The sequence below is a fragment of the Paraburkholderia phenoliruptrix genome, from assembly GCF_902859825.1.
GTDB lineage: Bacteria > Pseudomonadota > Gammaproteobacteria > Burkholderiales > Burkholderiaceae > Paraburkholderia > Paraburkholderia phenoliruptrix.
In genome coordinates this window covers 242716-263638 of sequence record NZ_CADIKB010000002.1, presented here as the reverse complement: position 1 = coordinate 263638, position 20923 = coordinate 242716, and the positions used below count along the sequence as shown (strand labels likewise).

Here is a 20923-nt window from a genome sequence, read left to right as displayed (position 1 = left end):
ATTCAACTGCTGTGCATCTGACGCTAAAAGCGGTGCGATTCAAAAGAACACGCGCCGCCCGATCGGCCGCGCCCCAAAAAACGTAGTCCGCAAGAAAAGGCGCGAGCCCTTAGCGCGCGACCAACAGGCTTTCGGCGAATCCCCACTCGCTTTCCACCCACTGATGGCTGCACGCGAAACCCGCGTCGTCGGCAATGGCCGGCACTTCGTCCGCGCGGTATTTGTGGCTGCTCTCCGTCCAGATCGTTTCGCCTGCGTTGAGCGACACGGTCAAATTCGCCGCGCTGACGTGCGCGGTGAACTCGCGCTTCGCACGCAAATGCATTTCGATGCTGCGCGCGTCCGGATTGAAACGCGCGACGTGCTCGAACGCATCGAGCGGAAAATCCCCGCCCAGTTCGCGATTGATGCGCGCAAGCAGATTCAGGTTGAAAGACGCCGTGACGCCGATCGCGTCGTCGTAAGCGGCAATCAGCACGGGCGTCGGCTTGATGAGGTCGGTGCCGAGCAGCAAGGCATCGCCGGGCGCGAGCATGTTGCGGATGTCGCGCAGAAAACGCGTTGCCGCGAGTCTGCCGAAATTGCCGATCGTACTGCCAAGGAACAGCACGAGGAGGCGCTCGCCGGACGTGCGCTTCTTGCTGACTTCTGCGAGGCCTGCCAGATAATCGCGCTCGTAACCCACAATCGAAATACGTTCGATGTCGCCCAGCTCGCGCCTGCACAACTGCAACGCACTGCGCGAAATTTCAATCGGGCAGTAAGAAGTAGGGCGCTTTTTACACAGCGCCTCAAGAATGCGGCGGGTTTTGCGGCCGCTGCCGCTGCCGAGTTCGGCGACCGTGACGTCGTGTGGCAGATGCTCGACGATGTCCGCCGCGTGCTTCGCGAGCAGCCGCTCCTCGGCGCGCGTCACGCCGTATTCGGGCAGCACGGTGATCACTTCGAACAACGCGGAGCCGACTTCGTCGTACAGATACTTGGAGGGCAGCTCTTTCTGCGGCGTATGCGTGAGGCCGGCGCGGACGTCGGCGGCGAAAGCTGAGCGCAGATCGGGCGATGCGTCGTGCGAGAGGGCTGGCTGGGTCATGGTGGCTCCAGTAGTCACATTCGATGAGCGGGATCGTGGCGGGACGCCGGCACGGCGGATGGAAATCGACGCGTGCCGCGAAGGAAGCGGGTCCGGCCATGCCGGCCCGGCTCGTGGATGTTGCAAACGCTGCAGCAAGCTACCGAAGCAAGATTCGCGCTTGAGCGATGCGGTGCTGCTGCTGCGTTGCCGACAAACGCGCGCGGCTTGTCTCGCGCGCGTGAAGTTATGTTCTAGTCCATTGCGGCGAGATGCGCACGGATTAATTTGCCGCCGCTGTTGCCGCTCCGCGCCCTCCCGCGCCTCAAAAACCAGGCCGCGCGGCTGCGCAGGGAGTACACGCCGGTAATCCAGCTAGAATGCGCAGCTTGCTCACGGACCTTCACGTCGAATGACCACCCTCACAGCGATGCACCCGCGCATCGGGCCACGGACCGCACCATGAACCAGTATTCGCCGAGGCGCGGCATTGCCCTATCGGTGAGCGCCTGCGCGATGTTCGCGTCGCTGTCTGCGTATGCGACGCTGCTCGCGCCGCTCAGCGGCCTCGATATTTTCGCGTGGCGGATCGTGTGGACGGTGCCCGGCGCGCTGTTGCTCGTGGCGTTGCGCAAACGTCTGCCGATTTTGCGCGAGCTTCTTTACCGGATGGTGACGCAGCCCGTGCTCGGCGTCGCGATGATCGCGGCCGCCGCGTTGCTCGGCGCGCAGTTGTGGATCTTTCTCTGGGCTCCGCTGCATGGGCGCATGCTCGAAGTGTCGCTCGGCTATTTCCTGCTGCCGCTCGTGATGGTGCTGGTTGGGCGCTTCTACTATCGCGAGCGCCTCGACGGTTTGCAGTGGGCCGCCGTCGTCTGCGCGGCCGTGGGCGTTGGCCATGAATTGTGGGTGACGGGCGCGTTCTCCTGGCCGACGCTGTGGGTCGCGCTCGGCTATCCGCCGTACTTTGTGTTGCGGCGCAAGATTCCGTACGATTCGCTCGCCGTGTTCACTGTCGAGATGATCTTGCTGGTGCCTGCTGCGGTTGCGTTCATCGTCAGCGGCGGATCGCTTGCGCTTATCTCCGGGCGGCTCGACATGTGGCTCCTGCTGCTGCCGGGCCTTGGCGCGCTGAGCACGCTTGCTTTGGCTTCGTATCTCACCGCGAGCCGCCTGTTGCCGGTCGCACTGTTCGGCATTCTCGGCTATGTGGAGCCGGTATTGCTCGTGCTGGTCTCCATCACGCTGCTCGGCGAAACGTTGAGCGGCGCGCAGTTGGCGACCTACGTCCCCATCTGGATCGCCGTCGCATTGACAGCGCTGCACAGCATGCGGTTCGTACGCTTCGGCTGAGTTCGGGGAAGGCGCGCCGCGCATCGTACGGCGCGGCACGCGTTTAGCGATGCGCGGCGGCGCGGTTCGGGTTGACGCGCGTCGGTCCCGCTTCGCGCTCTATCGCGTCACGCAATGCGGGCCGCCAGCCGATTTCGAACAGCGCTTCGGCGAGCACGAACAGCGGTCCGATCAGCAGGCCGATCACATCGTCGACGAAAGCCGGTTTGCGATGCTCGTACGCCACGTGCCCGATAAACTGAAACACCCAGCCGATCACGAAGAGGCCAACGCCCGTTGCGAGCCAGACCAGCGTGGACTGCGCCGCGATCCACTGGCCGAATGCGACGCACAGTGCTGACACCGCTGCCATCATCAGACCGAGCGGGACGTCGAGCACCAGGTAATAGAGCGTGGCCGCGACGAACAGCAGCCACGCCGGCGATAGCGTGACCGGCAGCGCGGCGAGCGCGAAAGCGGGACGACTCAACAGGACGGCCAACGCCAGCACGATCATCGGAATGCCGACGAAATGCGTGGCGATATTGCGCCTGTCGCGATGGTAGGCCGCATAGTGCGTAAGCTGTTGTGTCAGCGTTCTCATGGATGCCGCTCCTCGGTCAAAGCCAGCATAATCGCGGCGATCGAGATTGGAAACCATCGGGTAGCCGACAATCGGCATAGGCGCGATTCAATGACCGCAACTCTTCGTTCCGTCCAGCTTGCCGCGCGGCTCGCTGCCAGCGCATGGTTTCGCTCGGCCCCGGCGGCGTTGCAGGCGCAATTGGTCGAAGCAGGCCGCCTGAAGCGACTCGCTGCCGGCGAGCGTCTCTTCACGCGCGGCGATTCCGACGACGGCCTCTATTGCGTGCTCAGCGGCTTGATGCGAATCGGCGCCGCGAGTGTGAGCGGCAAGGAAGCGTTGCTTGCGGTCATCGAGCCGATGAACTGGTTCGGCGAAATCGCGCTGTTTGACAATCGTCCGCGAACGCACGACGCGTATGCCGAGCGCGACACCGAGCTGTTTCATGTGCCGCGCGCCGCACTCGCGGCGCTGCTCGAACGCACGCCGGCCTATTGGCACACGTTCGGCTTGCTGCTCACGCACAAGCTGCGTCTTGCCTTCGACGCGATAGAAGAAGCGGCGTTGCTGCCGGCTGCGCAGCGCGTCGCGCGTCGGCTGCTGCTGATGGCGGGCGGGTATGGAGAAGCGGGCGCGCTGCGGCGCGTGATCCCCGTGCCGCAGGAAGATCTCGCGATGATGCTGGCGCTGTCGCGGCAGACCATCAATCAGGTGCTCAAGCAGTTTGAAACGCAGGGCGCGTTGAAGCTTGGCTACGCGGAAATAGAGATCGTCGACGCCCGCAGGCTCGGAGAGTTCGCACAACTGAACGGAAGTTCGGATCAGTAGCGCGCGCGTAGGCGCCGCACGGCGGCCGCCTGGACTAATCCACGCCGCATAAGCGCATAAAAAAGGCGAGTCATACGACTCGCCCTCCCTGAACGGCCTGGCCCGGCTTCGATTATTGGCTTCTATCTTTTAGTGCACATGTGGCCGGTGCGCGCCGAAACCGTACACGTGTTATTGCGTTTTGGTCGTGTCGGTCTTTGCGCCGTCGGCGTTCACCGGTGCATTGCTGGTTTGCTGCGTGCTGTCCGTTTTCGCTTTCGCTGCGCTCGAATCGGCCGGCGTTTTCTTCACGGCTTTGTGATGCTTCGCCACGTGCTTCGACGACGTCTTCACATGCGACTTTGCAGTGGCTTTGGAAGGCGCTTTGGTCGTAGCCGCGCTGTCATCCGATGCACCGGTTTGCACGGCGGTGCTCGCCTTCAGATTCGCCTGGCCGGCGGACTGCGTTTGTGCGGGCTGCGCGGAGGGGGACGATGCCGGTGCCGCCGTTTGGGCGAAAGCAGTCGACACGAGCACAGCGGAAGCGAGAGCGGCGAAAAGCGTCTTCATGGTTTGACTCCTTGTTTAACCGGTGGATTCCTGTTGGAGGATCCTGACCGCGGCTGATTTGTTCAGCGCTGCCGGTTTAACGCAGCCCGGAAGACAGCAGTTGACGATGCTCTGGTGACAAAACGTAACGACAGCACAACCGCTGAAACATATCGGGGTGCTGAAGACGCTTTAAGCCTTTTTGCTTCCGCCTCGTCTGACGATTCTTAAACGTCATTGAAACGGGTTTTGAACGACGCCCGGTTTTTCATCCGGCTCGTCCTTCACTTTGGCGGGCAACCCAGGATGCGCCTGCAATGCCGCGACGATGGCATCCACGGCTTCTTTGAGTGCGAGCGCCGCCTTCAGCCCGCGCTGATCCTGCGTGAGTTCGAGCGTGCCGTTGAGTACGACGCGCGTCGTGCCGTTGCTCACAGTCAGTGCGTCGCCCTGGATGTTGAGCACGTCGTCATCGTTCGAATAGGGTTTAAACACCTTTGAGTCCTCCCGGTCGCTGATCTTTGAGGTTCTCCGGAATGCCCGGAAAGCGGATACCCGATGCTGCCTCGAGTTCGTGAATCGTCCTGATTTCGTAGCGGTTCGTCGATACATTGTCGACCACGACCGCGAACGCAAGTTGCCGCGAGGGCACGTAGACCGCCTTGAAAAGCTGCGTCGGCACGAACACGCGCGAGGGTCCGATGGTCTGCAGTTGCCGGCCGCTGAACATGGGCCCGGTGACGACATAGGTGTCGTCATACGCAACGGCGATTTTACGCACGGACGTTTCGATGCGCGCCCACAAGCGCTGATTGTTCTCGCGATTTTGCGGCACGATGTTGGCGAGCGAAAACGATTGCGCCATCGCTTCGGCATTCCAGCGATTACCCGCGGGACTCATATGTCCGCGATCGAAGCCGCTGCGCCGGTAGTCGGCGAGCGTCGCGCCTTCGCCGTCGGGCAAGCGCTCTTCTTCGAAAAACTTGTTGGTGCGCACCATGTCTTTCGCGGCTTCGATATGGTCGCGCGTCAGATGTTCGGCGGACCACAACGGACCGTGCGTGATACCCGAATGCATGACGGCGAAATCGCTGTAGCACAGCATGCGCGTTTTCGGCGCCATCTTCTGATTGGTCAGAACCGGCCATTGCGCATTCGGTGTGAACTGGGTGCAGGAAGGCGCCGCGCTGGCGTGAGCGGCAAACGCGACGAGCAGGCAGGCGAACCACTTCTTCATGTGTCGAACGGTGAGGAGGGAAGGGGCGCAAAGTATAGCGTTGCGCGCACCGCCGGACAGCAGGGATTGCGAGAATCGCGCGGGCAAAAAAATGGGTCGCCTTGCAGCGACCCGAATGCGTGGATCTCCAACTTTACGTACGCAAACTTAAGACGGGCTTAAATGCGTGCGTTAGGCAGAATGGTCGGCGCGTTACCGCGTAGAGCATCAACGCCGCAAAAAATGCCCGCGCGCGGGCCGCTCGGCGCGCGCGTGGGAATTTCGACCGGCAGGGGAAAAGACGCTGGAATTAATTGCCGAACACGCTATTTTCAGCGTGCACGTTGTGACGATCCACTGCTTGCAAGCGCCAGAAGCCGCTTGTCGGTGTGCGGTTGCGCAGCGCGGTCCACGCGGCGTCGCCTTGTGCCGCGCTCACACGCTGTTTGCGGTCCACGTGCAGGCCGCGCAGCGTGCAAAGCGGCGCGTTGTTACTTGGGGCGCAGAGTGTCGTCACGCCGTCTTCGTCGTGTAATTCGCCCCACGGGGGCAGATCGATCCCTTGATGCGCTTCCCTCGACCACCGGCGTTGGTCGGTGTCGAGCCAGAGAACAGCATAGTCGTGACTGACGGTGGGATCGGAACCGTTAATAAGGATAGTGAGGCGCATATCAGTTCCGTGCGAAGTGCGGAGAATTGCTTTATCAGTCTATGTCGCGGCACCGGTTATTCAAGGCAAACGTATGACTCTTTCGGGGCTTTAAAAAATACGCGTGAAGGCGCCGCGCGGCGGCGCGTTCTCCGACTGCATTCACGCGAGGTCGAGCGGCGCCGTCAAATCGCCGGGCGGCGCGAGACCGTTGCGTGCAAATGCGCGCTCGCGCGCGACGACGCCGTCGAGCGGTGCGAGTCCATGCACGCGGCTGATAAAGCGAAGAATAGAGTTGGTGTCGTACACGGTGTGATCGACGTAGCCCTTCTTGGCGAGCGGCGAAATGACGAGCGCGGGGATTCGCGAGCCGGGGCCCCAGCGGTCGCCCTTCGGCGGCGCGACCGGATCCCACCAGCCGCCGTTTTCGTCGACGGTGACGATCACGACCGTGTTGGCCCATTGCGGGCCTCGCTGGATATGCTCGATCACGCGTGCGATGTGCCGGTCGCCCGCTTCGACGTCGGCATAGCCGGCATGCATATTCAGATCACCCTGCGGCTTGTAGAACGCCACAGTGGGCAGACGTCCCGCGTCGATGTCCGCGATGAAATGGTTGGTCGACGGATCGCTGCCGAGACCCGCATCGCGCAAATATTTGCGCCGCGCAGCGGTGCCGGGCGCGTAGTTGGCGAAGTAGTTGAAGGGCTGGTGGTGATACTGGAAGTCGGGCACCGCGCCCGTGTCCTGATGTTCCAGCGCGTATTGCCACGCGCCGCTGTACCAGGCCCAGTCGACACCCTTGTCCGAGAGACGGTCGCCGATCGTCGCGTAGTTTTGCGGCGGCAGCACGCGCGGATTCGCTGCGTCCGCGAATGCCGGGTCGCCGCCTAACGCGGGGCGCACGTTGCTCGGCTGATACGGCGGCGCCATGGTGTTGACCGCGTAGCCGTCGGCGGTGAATGCGCCGTCGTTGACGAACTTCGGCGGGCCGTCGAGCGCCGACGCGGGCGAGTCCGCCGCGAGCTTCAGCCGCGTGCCGGTGGGATCGTCGCCTTCGACGACGGACACCATTTTTTTCGCCGGACTGTTGTGGATGTCCGGATAAAACGGTGCCTGCGCTGAAATCAGAAAGATGTGATTCAGCCAGGAGCCGCCGAACGCGGCCATGAAAAAGTTATCGCACAGCGTGTACTGCTGCGCGAGACTCCAGAGCTTGAGCGTGTCGGCAGAATTGCGGTAATGGCCCATGACGAGGCCGCCCGAATCGCCCCACGCCGCGAACTGGTTATTGCGGCCGGCGTTGATCTGCATCTGGTTCTGATAGAAGCGATGCACCAGATCGCGCGTGATCACGCCCGTGGGCAGCGGCGCGCCGTGCGCGTCGGTCAGATGGAACGGCCCATTGCGCAGATTGCCGATGTCGTTCTGGCCGATCATGTAGCGCTTGCCGTCCACTTCCTGCGCTTGCGGAACGAGGCCGCCCCAGATGGCCGGCAGGCGCGGCAGCGGCGTTTTGCCGTCGCGGTCGAGTTGCAGCGAACGCTCGGCGCTCACTGCATCGAGCGGATGCTGGATGCCTGGAAAATTGCCGTAGAGATTGGCGAAGCTGCGGTTTTCCGCGTAGATCACCACGATCTGTTTGACCTGATCGTGCAGAGCAGCGTCGAGCCGGATATCCGCGGCGTTGCGCGGCGTGGCGGCGTTGGCGATTTCGTCGGTCTTGCAGCCGGTCAGCGCGAGGCCGAGGCCGACCGCCGCAAGACCGGTCAGCACGCGGCGGCGCTCGGGGTTGTGCGGATCGTCGGTGGCGTGGGTGGCGTGGTCGGCGCTGCCGGGGTTCGGCGGCAGGGAGGAGTCGTGGTCTGTCATCGGTCGGTTCCGGAATGCGTGACGAGCGTCAAATGCGGCTCGGGGCGGCGCGCGGGGCGCCGGCGGTCGCTACGATTCTGCGCAAGGTACGGCGGAAGTTTGCACCGGAAGACCGCTCCGGCTTACTGCGGGATGTGATGCGGTGTCGGGCAGCTAGGGCAAGCGACGCTTGACGCGCCAACTGTTGTGCGTTGCATCGACGGCGAGCAGCAGCCAATGTCTCGCGTTGACGGGGTGGCGCGTTTGAGTGGCGTAGCCGTCGACGGTCAATTCCAGTTCGTCGTGCGCGCGCAGATGGCAAGTGGCGTTGGCACCGGAGCCGTCGGCGAATTCGACGACCGCGGCGGCCGCCCGCGCGGGTTCCGGCAAGTGGGCGATATGCACGGCGCACCCGGGATAAAGATGCGAATCGGCAACCTGGATCTGCACGGAATTGGACATGAGCGTGGCCTCCGACGCTTGAGCGGTATGAAGGCGCGGCAACGAGGCCTCGCGCAGCGGACCGCATCAAAGCATAGCACCGCAAAGACGTTATGATGCTGATCTGACCTCGATGAACAGCAGAAAACGGCAGCGAAGATGGCAAAAGAAGACCAGACCGGAGCGGGACGCAAGCAGGCGAGGCCACGTGCCGCGGCAGCGCCGGCTTCGCACGACGACGCGCTGTCGCCCGTGCATGAAGCCGCCAACGACGAAGACAGCGCCGCGGGCTCGACCTATCTGGTGCCGGGCCTCGAGCGCGGCCTGCGCATCCTCGCCGAATTCAGCGCACGCGAACCGGTGCTCGGCGCGCCGGAACTCTCCAAACGCATCGGCATTCCGCGAACCACCACCTTCCGTTTGTTGCAGACGCTCGAAGCACTCGGCTTCCTGGAGCGAGTGAACGGCGACCGCTATTTCCGCCTGAGCGTCGCGGTGCTGCGGCTCGGTTTCGAATATCTGAACTCGCTCGAACTAACCGACGTCGGCACGCCGATCCTCGAACGCCTGCGCGACGCCACAGGCTTGAGTTCGCATCTGCTGATTCGCGATCAACGCGACGTCGTGTTCGTCGGCAAGGCGCAAACGCACGAGCCCATGTTCAGTTCAGTGAAAGTGCATGTGGGCACGCGTTTGCCGGCACACGCAACGGTGCATGGCCAGGTGCTGATGGGCGATCTGACTTTCGACGAATTGCGGCGCCTGTATCCCGAGCCGCAACTCGAACGCTTCACCGAACGTACGCCGGCGACGGTCGAAGAACTGTATGGAAGAGTGCGCGAAAGCGCGGCGCTCGGCTATGCGCTCAGCGAGGCGTCGTTCGAGCGGGGCATTTCGGTGGTGAGCGCGCCGGTGCGCGATCAGAGCGGCAAGATTGCCGCCGCCTTGACGGTTACGATTCCGCGCTCCGACCTTGGCGAGGCCGACGAGCGCGATCCGCTCATCGCCGCAGTTTGCCAGGCCGCGCTCGAGTTGTCCGAACGCCTTGGCCACCGGCCACGGCCGGACGATCCAACGGCACTGCAGGCTCGCCGCAAACCAGTCGCGGCGAGCTAGCCCGGCCTCGTCGTCAGAACGAGTGGTGAATGCCGGTCAGAATGATGGTCTGATTCCGGCCGCTCGACACCCCCGCCGTGAAGAAAGCGGCGTCCGTGTTGGAGCCCGCGCGCTCATACAGCGCGTTCACGTACACCTGCGTCGTCTTCGACAACGCATACACGTCGCCGATTTCGAACTGCGTCCAGCGGTGCCCGGCGAGCGTGGTGGTCGCGGCGCCACCGGACACGCTGTTAAACGGCGTGAACTGGTAGTTCGCGCCCACGTCGTAGCTTTGATAGGTGTCCGAATGTCCCGCCGACTGCAGTTTCACCCGCGTATAGAGGCCATGCACGAGCAGCTTGCCGAACTGGTATGACGCGCCCGCGCCCATGTTCTGCACTTTGTCGGCGCTATAGTTCGCCGCTGCCACGCCCTGGAAACTGGTGATGCCCGTGGTCACAACAGAGGGCGTGCGATTGTGCTCGTTCGCATAGGTCGCACCGGCCTTGAACGGACCGTTCGCATAGCTAAGCGCAAAGCTCAGCGTTTTCCCGGTGGAGAAGTTCGTCGTGTTGCCGAGGCCCATCATCGCGCCAAACGAAAAGCCGCTGAAGCTCGCGGAGCGGAACTTCACCGAATTGTCGAACGGCACGACGCCCGTGTCGGCGAGTTCGTCGATATTGCCAGGATGGAACGCGTACCAGCTCGCGGCGAGATAGGCGGTGCTCAACGGGCCCAGCACGTCGAAGCTGAACGGCGTCTGATGACCCAAGGTCAATGTGCCGATCCGGTCCGAATTCAAACCCACAAACGCCTGGCGATTGAACAGCGTGCCCGCTTTGGCAAACGCGCCCGTGTTCGTATAGAAGCCGTTCTCCAACTGAAAGACCGTCTTCAGCCCGCCGCCCAGATCTTCGACGCCCTTCAGGCCCCAGCGGTCCGGCTGCATGTTGCCTTGCTCCTCGATCCACTTTGAGTGGCCGCCCGCATTGCTGATGTAGGCAATACCGGCATCCAGGCTGCCGTATAACGTGACGCTGCTCTGTGCCCATGCGCCTGTCGTCGCGCAGATGGCCGTCAAGCCGGCCGCAATAATGTGCTTCACCGTTGGTTCTCCTGATCGCACGACGGACAGCGCGCGCCTTTTCCGCCGCTTCCGATCCCATGCTTTTGGGTTGATGCAGTCTTCGCGTTTCGCGCCGGAAAACTGCGCTGCATTCGTTCCACCTATGGGCGTTCGTATCGCCTATGGAAAAGTATAGTGACTTCCCAAGCCGTCAAAATAAATTTTCGGTGTCCGTACAAACCCGGATCGTTTCCAGTCCGAAGTCTCTTTGTTAGCGGCGAATGCCCGTACGGTAAGGTTTCCCGGCGCTCGCGGCCGTCGCCGCGCATCGTGCAATGCAGTCTTGTGAAGACTGCAGTCAGTGTTTTCCCCTAACGCATGAGATTTTTATTTGCTCGCCCGAAGGCCGCTCCTATAATTATCCATACACGAACTGATGTTCCTTATATGGAACGTAAGGCTTCAGGAGAAGGCGAGAAATGACTGACCAATGGCGCTGCGCCGGACATGCCGGCGATCTGTCCGAAGACGCGCCGCTCGAGTTCAAGCTCGACGGCACCGAGATCGGTATCTACAAGGTGGGCGACGAGCTCTACGCGCTCGAAAACGTCTGCCCCCATGCATACGCACTGCTCACGCAAGGCTTTATCGACGGCGACACCGTCGAATGCCCGCTGCACGAAGCCGTATTTCATATTCCGACGGGCAAGTGCCTGAAAGAGCCCGGCGGCCGCGACCTGAAGATGTATTCGGTGCGCCTCGCCGGTGAAGAAATCCAGATCAAGGTGGAATGACATGCGAGAGGTAGCCGTGAACTTCAATCCCTTCCTGAAGCCGTGGCTCGCGCCGCAGCCGAACAACGTCGCCGGCAAGGGCGTGATCGAGAAGCCGGGCGAGGCGGAAAACTTTATCTGGCAGACGCGCAAGGCCGAGCCGACGCAATACGAAAACGACTTCGGCGACGCGCTCGAAAAAGTGTTCGAAGCGGGCGCGGTAGAGCTGCAGGAAGTCGTCGACGGTTTGAACGGTCTCGGGTTCCGCACGCCGGAAGGCAACGCATGGAGCGCCGAGCGTCTTGCTGCCGAATTCCGCCTGCTCGCCGAATAAGCGCGCTTTTCCGAACACGTTTCATCGCATCCGCACCCGGAGTCTCTTCATGACGTCCCCCACGACAACGCAACACGCGGCCGATCCAATTCAGTCCTACCTGGACCGTGGTCTGCGCAACTACTGGTATCCCGTCGCGCCGAGCTGGCAGGTCGGCGATGCGCCGATCGGCATCACTCGCCTCGGCGATCAGATCGTGCTGTGGCGCGACAAGGAAGGCAAAGTCCACGCGCTGGAAGACCGCTGCCCGCACCGCGGCGCGCGTCTGTCGCTGGGCTGGAATCTCGGCGGCAGCGTCGCGTGCTGGTATCACGGCATCGAGATCAACGGCAGCGGCACCGTCACCAAAGTGCCGGCCGTGTCGGCGTGTCCGCTCGAAGGTCAGAAGTGCGTGAAGTCGTATCCGGCGCAGGAACACGCGGGCGCGGTCTTCCTGTGGTTCGGCGACGACGCACATAAGGAACCCGCGCCGCTGAATCTGCCCGAGGAACTGGTCGGCGAGGAGTACGCGAGCTTCCTGTGCATGTCCAACTGGAAGTGCAATTACCAGTACGCAATCGACAACGTCATGGACCCGATGCACGGCGCCTATCTGCACGCGACATCGCATTCCATGGCCGAAGGCGACAAGCAGGCGGACATGCGCGTGCGCAAGACTGAAACCGGCTTGATGTTCGAAAAGGTCGGGCAGCGCGACGTCAACTTCGACTGGGTGGAACTCGGCGAAACCGGCTGCCTGTGGATGCGTCTCGCGATTCCGTACAAGAAGAAGTTCGGCCCGGGGGGCAACTTCGGAATCATCGGCTTCGCGGTTCCCGTCGACGAAAACAATTGCCAGGTTTACTTCTGGCGGACGCGCAAAGTGCAAGGCTGGCAGCGCGACGCCTGGCGCTTCATGTATCGCAATCGCCTGGAAGGCCTGCATTGGGCGGTGCTGGAGCAAGACCGCTATGTGCTCGAAAGCATGGCGCCGAACGCGCGCGAGCACGAGTTCCTGTATCAGCACGACGTCGGCATGACGCGTGTGCGCCGCATGCTGCGGCAACGCGCGCAACAGCACTTTGCCGCGCTCGACGCGCATCGCGCGCAGGCAGCACAAGCCGCGCAGTCGGGCGCAGCGCACACCGAAGCCGCGGGCCACGGCCATGCATAACGACGCCGCGCTTGCGCTCAATGGCCGGCGCGTCCTCGTGACGGGCGGCGCGCGCGGTCTCGGCGCGGCGTTCGTGCGTGCGTTGGTGCAAGCCGGCGCGCAGGTCGTGTTCGGCGACGTTCTGCACGACGAAGGACGCGCGCTCGCGGCGTCGCTAGTGAAGGAAGGCCATGCGGCAACCTACTTGCCGCTCGATCTCGCTGATCCCGCGAGCATCGCGCAATTTGCGCAGCAGGCGGCGGCGCAACTCGGCGGCCTCGACGCGCTCATCAACAACGCGGCGATCACGAACTCCGGCGGCAAATTGGCCGGCGAGCTTTCCGTCGAAACGTGGGACGCCGTCATGAATGTGAACGTGCGCGGCACCTGGTTGATGAGCACCGCCGCGCTGCCTTATCTGCGCGAGTCCGGGCGCGGCAGCATCGTGAACATCGCGTCCGACACGGCAATGTGGGGCGCGCCGAAACTGCTCGCGTATGTGGCCAGCAAGGGCGCGGTGATTTCGATGACCCGCTCGCTCGCGCGTGAATTCGGCGCGCATCAGGTGACCGTCAACGCAATCGCGCCCGGCCTCACCGAGGTCGAGGCGACCGCGTATGTGCCCGCCGAGCGTCATGAGTATTACCTGCAAGGCCGCGCGCTCGCGCGTGCGCAGGTGCCCGACGACGTCACCGGGCCGGTGCTGTTTCTGTTGTCCGATGCCGCGCGCTTCGTGACCGGCCAATTGCTGCCGGTGAACGGCGGCTTCGTGATGAATTGATCTTGTCGAATCGAAAGGAGAAAGAGATGGCGGACGCCGAAATCGAACGCAAATCGTGGGACCAGCCCGAGGACGCAAGCTTTGCACAGTGGCTGGACAGCCGCGTCGCACGCTTTGCAACGCGTCGCTACGACTGGGACGCGCTGAAGTTTCAGGCCGATTACGACCCGAAGTACCGCCGCGCGCAGATGCGCTATGTGGGCACGGGCGGCACGGGCGTCGCGAAAGACGTGAATACGGTGCCGGCAGGCGGCTTCACGTTTTCGACGATGGTGATTCCGGCCGGCAATATCGGCCCGAGCCATATTCATATGGACGTCGAAGAAATTTTCTTTGTGCTGCGCGGCAAGATGAAGGTGATCTGCGAGAAAGACGGCGAAACGTGGGAGGCCGTGCTCGGCGAGCGCGATCTGATTTCCGTGCCGCCGGGCGTCTATCGCACCGAAATCAACGTCGGCGAAGAAGATGCCTTGATGTGCGTGATGCTCGGTTCTCCTAAGCCCATTACGCCGACGTATCCGCCGGATTCGCCGCTCGCGAAGCTCAAGCGCTAAACCTACCTCCTTGTGAACATTCCCGCGAAGCAGATCATGTCCGCCACCGCTCTCACCGATGCGAACGCCACGCTCGAAGCACGCCTTGCACGCTTTCCTGCCCGGCAGATCGCGCTCGCACAGCGACGCACGCTGAGCTATCGCGAAGCGAATCGTGTCGAAGATGCCGCTCGCGCCGCGGATAACGCGTTGCCGCTGGTGCTGCTGCACGGTATCGGTTCGGGCGCGGCTTCGTGGGTGCAGCAATTGGAGTCGCTGGGCGCACGCCGTCGCGTGCTGGCGTGGGACGCGCCCGGTTATGGCGAATCGACGCCGGTTGCTGCGGCGTCGCCCGCGGCAAGCGATTACGCAAGCATGCTCGGTGAATGGCTCGCCGCGCTTCACATCGAACGCTGCGTGTTGGTGGGGCATTCGCTTGGCGCAATCATCGCTGGGGCGTTTGCCGCGAGCCATCCGGAGCGTGTGGCAGGCCTGCTGCTGCTCTCGCCCGCCGGCGGCTACGGCGCGGCAGCCGCGCAAGTGCGCGAAGCCAGGCGCGACCAGCGTCTTGCGATGCTGAACGAGCTCGGCCCGCAAGGCCTCGCCGACACACGCAGCGCCAATATGTTGTCTGAGCAGGCGAGCGACGAAGCACGCGCATGGGTGCGTTGGAACATGTCGCGCGTGATTCCCCATGGCTACGCGCAGGCCACGCATCTGCTGGCCAACGCGGATCTCGCCGCCGATCTCGCGCGCTTCAAGGGCCGCGTCAACGTGGCGGTCGGCGCCGACGACACCATCACGCCCCCCGCCGCCTGCGAGCGGCTCGCACTCGCGGCCGGCACGCCGCTGCAGGTGGTGCCGCGCGCGGGGCACGCCGGCTATATCGAAGCCGACGCCGCGTACAACGCGATCATCGACACGTTCAGCCGCGCAAGCGCCGGACCACGGAGCCAATAAATGACGCCCGAGACCCTCAATGAGCGCGACGCGGAAGACGAGCGCAACAACGAGCACAACAACGAGCAAAACGGCAACCACAACGACAGCGGCGGCGAATCGAGCTATCGCGTGCCGGGTCTGGAGCGCGGTCTGAAGATACTGACCGAGTTTTCGCCACGTGAGCCCGTTCTCGGCGCCCCGGAATTATCGAGGCGCCTGAAGATTCCTCGCACGACGGTTTTCCGTTTGCTGCAAACGCTCGAGTCGCTGGGCTTTCTCGAGCGCGCGGACAAGGACCGCTACTATCGGCTCGGCGTGGCGGTGCTGCGCCTCGGCTTCGAATATCTAAGCTCGCTGGAGTTGACCGACCTCGGCTTGCCGATCATCGAAGCACTGCGCGACGACACCGGCCTCACCACGCACATTGTGATTCGCGATGGACGCGACGTCGTCTTTGTCGCGAAGGCGCAAAGCCATGCACCCATTTTCAGTTCCGTGAAGGTCAACGTCGGCACGCGCTTGCCCGCGTATGCGACCACGCACGGCCAGGTGCTGATGGGCGACCTGACGCTCGACGAATTGAAAAAGCTCTATCCGGAACCGGAACTGGAGCGCTTCACACGGCAAACGCCTGCCACGGTAGATGAACTCTACGAACGGATCCGCGACGACGCGCGGCGCGGTTTTGCGATCAGCGAGTCGTCGTTCGAGCGCGGCATTTCGGTGGTGAGCGCGCCGGTGCGCAACGACACGGGGCGCATCGTCGCCGTGATCACGACGACGATTCCGCGCCAGGAAATCGACGCGTCGCTGCTCGACAGCGGCCTCGTCGACAAGGTGCGCCGCGCGGCCGGCGAACTCTCGCAGCGGCTCAATTACCGTCCCGGCAACGCGTCGAATTCCGGCAGCAAATACATGAAGGCACTGGGGCTCAAATGATTCAAATCGATCTGAACGGGCAGGTCGCGGTGGTGACGGGCGGCTCGTCCGGCATCGGCCTCGCGTGCGCGCAACTGTTCCTGCGAGCCGGCGCATCGGTTGCGATTTGCGGCCGCGATACGGAGCGCCTCGCGCAAGCCGAGGCCGCGCTTAGCGCGAAGTATCCGGACGCGCGGTTGCTCGCGCGCCGCTGCGACGTGCTGAATACCGAAGACGTCAGCGCGTTTGCAGAAGCCGTGCAAGCACGCTTTGGCCGCACGGACATGCTGATCAACAACGCAGGCCAGGGCCGCGTGTCCACCTTCGCCGACACCAGCGACGAAGCCTGGCGCGAGGAGCTCGACCTCAAGTACTTCAGCGTGATCCGCCCGACCCGCGCGTTCTTGCCGATGCTGCGCGATGCCGCGGGCTCGGGCAACGCAGCGATTGTGTGCGTGAATTCGCTGCTTGCGCTGCAACCGGAGCCGCACATGGTGGCGACTTCGTCGGCGCGTGCGGGCGTGCAAAACCTCATCAAGTCGCTGGCGGTGGAACTCGCGCCGCAGCGCGTGCGCGTCAATTCGATTCTGATCGGCATTGTCGAATCGGGGCAATGGCGCCGCCGTTACGCAAAAGAAGCGCAGCCCGGCCAGAGCTGGGACGACTGGACCGCCGAGCTGGCGCGCAAGAAAAATATTCCGCTAGGCCGCTTCGGCAAACCCGAGGAAGCCGCTCAAGCGCTCTTTTATCTGGCTACGACGCTGTCGTCCTACACGACGGGCAGTCACATCGATGTTTCTGGAGGCGTTGCACGACATGTCTAATACAACCACCGTTGGCGAGCTGATCGCCGCCTTTCTCGAGCAATGCGGCGTAAAAACTGCATTCGGCGTGATCTCGATCCACAACATGCCGATCCTCGACGCGATCCACAAGCGCGGCAAGATTCGCTATGTCGGCGCGCGCGGCGAAGCCGGCGCCGTGAACATGGCCGACGGTCTCGCGCGCGTCTCCGGCGGCCTCGGCGTGGCCTTCACCAGCACGGGCACCGCAGCGGGCAATGCAGCGGGCGCCATGGTCGAGGCGCTTACTGCCGGCACCGCGCTGCTGCACGTGACCGGTCAGATCGAAACCGAATACCTCGACAAAGATCTCGCCTACATTCACGAAGCGCCGGACCAGTTGTCGATGCTGCAGTCCATCTCCAAGGCCGCGTATCGCGTGCGTTCTGTCGAAACCGCGCTGCCCACTATCCGCGAAGCCGTGCGCGTTGCGCAAACGGCGCCGAGCGGTCCCGTCAGCGTCGAAATTCCCATCGACATTCAGGCAGCCGAAATTGAATGGCCCGCGGATCTGGCGGCTCCGCACATCGCCACGCTCACGCACTGCGCAAAGCGCGTCGCGCAACTCGCGGAGCAGCTCGCCAAGGCGAAGCGCCCCTTGTTGTGGCTCGGCGGCGGCGCGCGTCATGCGACGCAGGCTGTGGAGCGTCTCGTCGCGCTCGGCTTCGGCGTCGTGACGAGCGTGCAGGGCCGCGGCGTGCTGCCGGAAGATCATCCCGCGACGCTCGGCGCCTTCAATGTGCATGCCGCCGTCGAAAGCTTCTATAAGACCTGCGATGCATTGGTGGTCGTCGGCTCGCGTTTGCGCGGCAACGAGACGCTCAAATACAAGCTCGCGCTGCCTCAGCCGCTGTATCGCATCGACGCCGACGCGCTGGCCGATAACCGCGGCTATCGCAACGAAATGTTCGTGCACGGCGACGCGAGCGCCGTGCTGGAAGAACTCGCGACACTGCTGGAAGGCCGCATCAAGGTCGATCCGGCCTTCGCGCAGGATCTTGCGGCAGCGCGCGAAAGCGCCGTCGCCGATGTGAGCAAGGGCCTCGGCCCTTACAAGCGGCTCGTGGACGCGCTGCAGGCGGCGGTGGGTCGCGACTATAACTGGGTGCGCGACGTCACGATTTCGAACAGCACGTGGGGCAACCGCATGCTGAAGATTTTCTCGCCGCGCGCAGGCGTGCATGCGTTGGGCGGCGGCATCGGCCAGGGCATGCAGATGGGCATCGGCGCGGCGCTCGCGGGCAGCGCGGCGAAAACCGTGTGCCTCGTCGGCGACGGCGGCTTGATGGTGAATGTCGGCGAACTCGCGACAGCCGTCCAGGAAAACGCCAACGTGATGATCGTACTGATGAACGATCAGTGCTACGGCGTGATCCGCAACATTCAGGATGCGCACTATGGTGGGCGCCGCTGCTATGTCGATCTGCATCAGCCGGATTTTGCTCAGTTCTGCGAAAGCCTGAAGCTCACGCATTACCGCATCAAGTCGCTCGATCAGGCCGACGCGATCATCCGCGAAGGCATGGCGAAAACCGGGCCGGTGTTGGTGGAAGTCGACATGCTGTCGGTCGGCTCGTTCGCCACCGCGTTCGCGGGGCCGCCCGTCAAGAAAGAGGAGCCGGAACATGCGTGAAGCGGGCTACGCGGGGCATCATGCACCGGTCGACGTCGCGATGATCGGCTTCGGCGCAATCGGCCAGGCGGTGTATCGCTCGGTTGCCGCTGATCCGGCTGTGCGCGTGTCGCACGTGATCGTGCCGGAACATCATATGGCGTCGGTGCGTGGAGTGGTCGGCGGCGCGGTGGATGTGGTCGCCTCCGTGTCCGCGCTTTCCAGCCGGCCGCACTTCGCGCTGGAGTGCGCAGGACACAGCGCGCTGGTGGATCACGTAGTGCCTTTGCTCAAGGCCGGCACGGATTGCGCGGTCGCGTCGATCGGCGCGTTGTCCGACGTGATGCTGCTCGACGCGTTGTCGGCGGCCGCCGACGAAGGCGACGCGACGTTGACGCTGCTGTCGGGCGCCATCGGCGGCGTGGACGCATTGGCCGCGGCCAAGCTCGGCGGTCTCGATGAAGTGCTGTACACGGGCCGCAAGCCGCCCACCGGCTGGCTCGGCACGCCTGCCGAACAGGTCTGCGATCTGAACGCGCTGAAGGAAGAGCGCGTGATTTTCGAAGGCAGCGCGCGAGAAGCGGCGCGCCTTTATCCGAAGAATGCCAACGTGGCCGCGACCGTTGCGCTGGCCGGCCTCGGACTCGATCAGACGACTGTCCGCCTGATCGCCGATCCGAATGTGACGCGCAACGTGCACCGCATTCTCGCGCGCGGCGCATTCGGCGAAATGTCGCTGGAAATGTGCGGCAAGCCGCTGCCCGACAACCCGAAGACGTCGGCGTTGACCGCGTACAGCGCGATTCGTGCGCTCCGCAATCGCGCGGCGCGCTGCGTGATTTAAGCCGAGCGAAGCCAATCGCTCAAGTCAACCGCTCAAGCAAACCGGAATGACCGACATGACTCACTTCGATACCAGCCTCGTGCCGACCAGCGATATTTTTATCGGCGGCGAATGGCGGCAAGGGCGTGGCAACCCGTACAAAAGCCTGTATCCGGCGGATCAGTCGGTCAACATGGAAATCTCGACGGCCAATGCCGACGACGCCCACGAAGCCGTGGAGGCCGCGGATCTCGCGTGGCGCCGCGCCGACTGGTCGGGTTTGAAGCCGCATCAACGCGCGCTGATTCTGTATCGCGTCGCCGATCTGATCATGGCGCGTCACGAGGCGCTCGCGCAATTGCAGCGCCGCGACAACGGCAAGCCCATCGGCGAAACGCGCGTGCTGGTGGCGAGCGCGGCCAACACGTTCCGCTATTTCGCCGCGTGCCTCGAAACGCTCGACGAAGAAGTGACGCCCTCGCGCGGCGACTATCTGACGATGAGCGTGTACGAGCCGATCGGCGTGATCGCGGCCATTACGCCGTGGAATTCGCCGATTGCCTCCGACGCGCAGAAGCTCGCGCCGGCACTCGCAGGCGGCAACGCGGTGGTATTGAAGCCCGCGGAAGTGACGCCGCTCGTTTCGTTGGCGCTCGCGCGCATCTGCGAGGAAGCCGGCGTGCCGAAGGGCGTAATCAGCGTGCTGCCGGGCAAGGGTTCGGTGATCGGCGACGTGCTCGTGCGTCATCCGCTCGTGAAGAAAGTGTCGTTCACCGGCGGCACGGAAGTGGGCCGCGGCATCGCGCGCATTGCAGCGGACAAGCTGATGCCGGTCTCGCTCGAACTGGGCGGCAAGTCGCCGACCATCGTGTTCGACGACGCGGATCTCGATCATGCGGTCAACGGCGTGCTGTACGGCATCTTCAGTTCGTCGGGCGAGGCGTGTATCGCCGGCTCGCGTCTTTTCGTGCAGCGCTCGATTTACGACGCGTTCATGAAGCGTCTCGTGGAAGGCGCGCGCAAGCTGCGCGTCGGCGATCCTTCGCGCGCGGAGACGCAAATGGGTCCGCTCATCACGCAAGCGCACCGCGAGACAGTGGAGCGTTACGTCGCGCTGGGTCTGCAAGAAGGCGGCCGGCTTCTGTGCGGCGGCGAACGTCCGGTCGGCGACGGCCGCGAACAGGGCACCTACTACCAGCCGACCATTCTCGAAGGCCTCACCAACGACGCACGCATCTGCCAGGAAGAGATCTTCGGCCCGGTGCTCGTGGCCATGCCCTTCGATGACGAAGCCTCTTTGCTGAAGGACGCGAACCACAGCGTGTTCGGCCTTGCCGCAGGCATCTGGACGCGCGACTACAAGCGCGCCTACCGGATTGCCCGCGCGCTCGAAGCCGGCACTATCTGGATCAACACCTACAAGCTGTTCTCGATTTCGACGCCGTTCAGCGGCTGGAAAGAGAGCGGCATGGGACGCGAGAAAGGCCGGCTCGGCATCCGCGAGTACATGCAACAGAAGAGCCTCTACTGGGGCTTGAACGACGCGCCGCTGGCGTGGGCTGACTAATACGC

At 63.5% G+C, this 20923-nt stretch carries 23 protein-coding genes; 14 read left to right on the top strand and 9 right to left on the bottom strand.

Annotated features, from left to right (window positions below; genetic code table 11):
* Positions 1 to 109: 109 nt before the first annotated feature.
* Positions 110 to 1090, bottom strand: coding sequence for an L-histidine N(alpha)-methyltransferase (egtD, locus tag HV711_RS03970; RefSeq protein WP_035484634.1), 981 nt, complete (start codon positions 1088 to 1090; stop codon positions 110 to 112).
* Positions 1091 to 1531: 441 nt separating this feature from the next.
* Between egtD and rarD the strand changes: the two genes are divergently transcribed.
* Positions 1532 to 2422, top strand: coding sequence for an EamA family transporter RarD (gene rarD / locus HV711_RS03965; protein WP_035484635.1), 891 nt, complete (start codon positions 1532 to 1534; stop codon positions 2420 to 2422).
* Positions 2423 to 2465: 43 nt separating this feature from the next.
* Here the strand turns inward: rarD and HV711_RS03960 are convergent, their stop codons facing one another.
* The gene (locus HV711_RS03960; protein WP_028361291.1) at positions 2466 to 3005 is read right to left on the bottom strand and encodes an Mpo1 family 2-hydroxy fatty acid dioxygenase; all 540 of its coding nucleotides are present in this window, start codon (positions 3003 to 3005) and stop codon (positions 2466 to 2468) included.
* 90 nt (positions 3006 to 3095) lie between these two features.
* Here HV711_RS03960 and HV711_RS03955 point away from each other — a divergent pair, with 90 nt between their 5' ends.
* A complete protein-coding gene (locus HV711_RS03955; RefSeq protein WP_028361290.1) occupies positions 3096 to 3812 on the top strand; it encodes a Crp/Fnr family transcriptional regulator in 717 nt (238 codons plus the stop codon).
* A 171-nt stretch (positions 3813 to 3983) separates the two neighbouring features.
* On the opposite strand, the gene HV711_RS03950 is transcribed toward HV711_RS03955, so the two are convergent.
* From HV711_RS03950 to HV711_RS03925, 6 genes are all read right to left on the bottom strand, one after another.
* Complete coding sequence (locus HV711_RS03950) at positions 3984 to 4361, bottom strand: hypothetical protein (RefSeq protein WP_028361289.1); 378 nt, start codon at positions 4359 to 4361, stop codon at positions 3984 to 3986.
* Between the two features lie 213 nt (positions 4362 to 4574).
* A complete protein-coding gene (locus HV711_RS03945; protein WP_013591233.1) occupies positions 4575 to 4835 on the bottom strand; it encodes a hypothetical protein in 261 nt (86 codons plus the stop codon).
* Complete coding sequence (locus HV711_RS03940; RefSeq protein ID WP_028361288.1) at positions 4828 to 5577, bottom strand: DNA/RNA non-specific endonuclease; 750 nt, start codon at positions 5575 to 5577, stop codon at positions 4828 to 4830. Before HV711_RS03940 ends, HV711_RS03945 begins: the two co-directional genes overlap by 8 nt.
* Before the next feature lie 289 nt (positions 5578 to 5866).
* Positions 5867 to 6226 (bottom strand): DUF3564 domain-containing protein, encoded by a 360-nt coding sequence (locus HV711_RS03935; protein ID WP_035484637.1) that lies wholly within the window; start codon positions 6224 to 6226, stop codon positions 5867 to 5869.
* 141 nt (positions 6227 to 6367) lie between these two features.
* Positions 6368 to 8077 (bottom strand): acid phosphatase, encoded by a 1710-nt coding sequence (locus HV711_RS03930; RefSeq protein ID WP_035484639.1) that lies wholly within the window; start codon positions 8075 to 8077, stop codon positions 6368 to 6370.
* Between the two features lie 153 nt (positions 8078 to 8230).
* Positions 8231 to 8518 carry a hypothetical protein gene (locus HV711_RS03925; RefSeq protein WP_013591229.1) on the bottom strand — a complete coding sequence of 96 codons (288 nt, stop codon included), beginning with the start codon at positions 8516 to 8518 and terminating at the stop codon, positions 8231 to 8233.
* Between the two features lie 138 nt (positions 8519 to 8656).
* Here HV711_RS03925 and HV711_RS03920 point away from each other — a divergent pair, with 138 nt between their 5' ends.
* The gene (locus tag HV711_RS03920; RefSeq protein ID WP_013591228.1) at positions 8657 to 9613 is read left to right on the top strand and encodes an IclR family transcriptional regulator; all 957 of its coding nucleotides are present in this window, start codon (positions 8657 to 8659) and stop codon (positions 9611 to 9613) included.
* Positions 9614 to 9626: 13 nt separating this feature from the next.
* Here HV711_RS03920 and HV711_RS03915 read toward each other — a convergent pair whose 3' ends face one another.
* Positions 9627 to 10700 carry a porin gene (locus tag HV711_RS03915; protein WP_035484641.1) on the bottom strand — a complete coding sequence of 358 codons (1074 nt, stop codon included), beginning with the start codon at positions 10698 to 10700 and terminating at the stop codon, positions 9627 to 9629.
* Between the two features lie 440 nt (positions 10701 to 11140).
* On the opposite strand from HV711_RS03915, the gene HV711_RS03910 reads away from it, so the two are divergent.
* The 11 genes from HV711_RS03910 to HV711_RS03860 are packed head-to-tail and all read left to right on the top strand — an operon-like array spanning position 11141 to position 20918.
* Entirely contained in the window at positions 11141 to 11455 is a 315-nt protein-coding gene (locus tag HV711_RS03910) for a non-heme iron oxygenase ferredoxin subunit (protein ID WP_013591226.1), read from the top strand.
* A 1-nt stretch (position 11456) separates the two neighbouring features.
* The gene (locus HV711_RS03905; protein WP_013591225.1) at positions 11457 to 11768 is read left to right on the top strand and encodes a recombinase-like helix-turn-helix domain-containing protein; all 312 of its coding nucleotides are present in this window, start codon (positions 11457 to 11459) and stop codon (positions 11766 to 11768) included.
* 49 nt (positions 11769 to 11817) lie between these two features.
* Positions 11818 to 12921: an aromatic ring-hydroxylating dioxygenase subunit alpha gene (locus HV711_RS03900; RefSeq protein WP_014972623.1), complete on the top strand. Its 1104-nt coding sequence runs from the start codon at positions 11818 to 11820 to the stop codon at positions 12919 to 12921.
* The gene (locus tag HV711_RS03895; RefSeq protein ID WP_035484643.1) at positions 12914 to 13681 is read left to right on the top strand and encodes an SDR family oxidoreductase; all 768 of its coding nucleotides are present in this window, start codon (positions 12914 to 12916) and stop codon (positions 13679 to 13681) included. Before HV711_RS03900 ends, HV711_RS03895 begins: the two co-directional genes overlap by 8 nt.
* Positions 13682 to 13707: 26 nt before the next feature.
* The gene (locus HV711_RS03890) at positions 13708 to 14235 is read left to right on the top strand and encodes a cupin domain-containing protein (protein WP_013591223.1); all 528 of its coding nucleotides are present in this window, start codon (positions 13708 to 13710) and stop codon (positions 14233 to 14235) included.
* Between the two features lie 36 nt (positions 14236 to 14271).
* Positions 14272 to 15174 carry an alpha/beta fold hydrolase gene (locus HV711_RS03885; protein ID WP_035484669.1) on the top strand — a complete coding sequence of 301 codons (903 nt, stop codon included), beginning with the start codon at positions 14272 to 14274 and terminating at the stop codon, positions 15172 to 15174.
* Complete coding sequence (locus tag HV711_RS03880) at positions 15175 to 16095, top strand: IclR family transcriptional regulator (RefSeq protein ID WP_035484645.1); 921 nt, start codon at positions 15175 to 15177, stop codon at positions 16093 to 16095. It abuts the gene before it with no gap.
* Positions 16092 to 16898, top strand: a complete 807-nt coding sequence (locus tag HV711_RS03875) for an SDR family oxidoreductase (protein ID WP_035484647.1) — start codon at positions 16092 to 16094, stop codon at positions 16896 to 16898. Before HV711_RS03880 ends, HV711_RS03875 begins: the two co-directional genes overlap by 4 nt.
* Positions 16891 to 18549 (top strand): thiamine pyrophosphate-binding protein, encoded by a 1659-nt coding sequence (locus HV711_RS03870; RefSeq protein ID WP_014972621.1) that lies wholly within the window; start codon positions 16891 to 16893, stop codon positions 18547 to 18549. The genes HV711_RS03875 and HV711_RS03870 overlap by 8 nt, the downstream gene beginning before the upstream one ends.
* A complete protein-coding gene (locus HV711_RS03865) occupies positions 18542 to 19372 on the top strand; it encodes an aspartate dehydrogenase (RefSeq protein ID WP_035484649.1) in 831 nt (276 codons plus the stop codon). The genes HV711_RS03870 and HV711_RS03865 overlap by 8 nt, the downstream gene beginning before the upstream one ends.
* Before the next feature lie 55 nt (positions 19373 to 19427).
* On the top strand, positions 19428 to 20918 hold the full coding sequence (locus tag HV711_RS03860) for an aldehyde dehydrogenase (RefSeq protein WP_035484671.1): 1491 nt from the start codon (positions 19428 to 19430) through the stop codon (positions 20916 to 20918).
* Positions 20919 to 20923 lie beyond the last annotated feature (5 nt).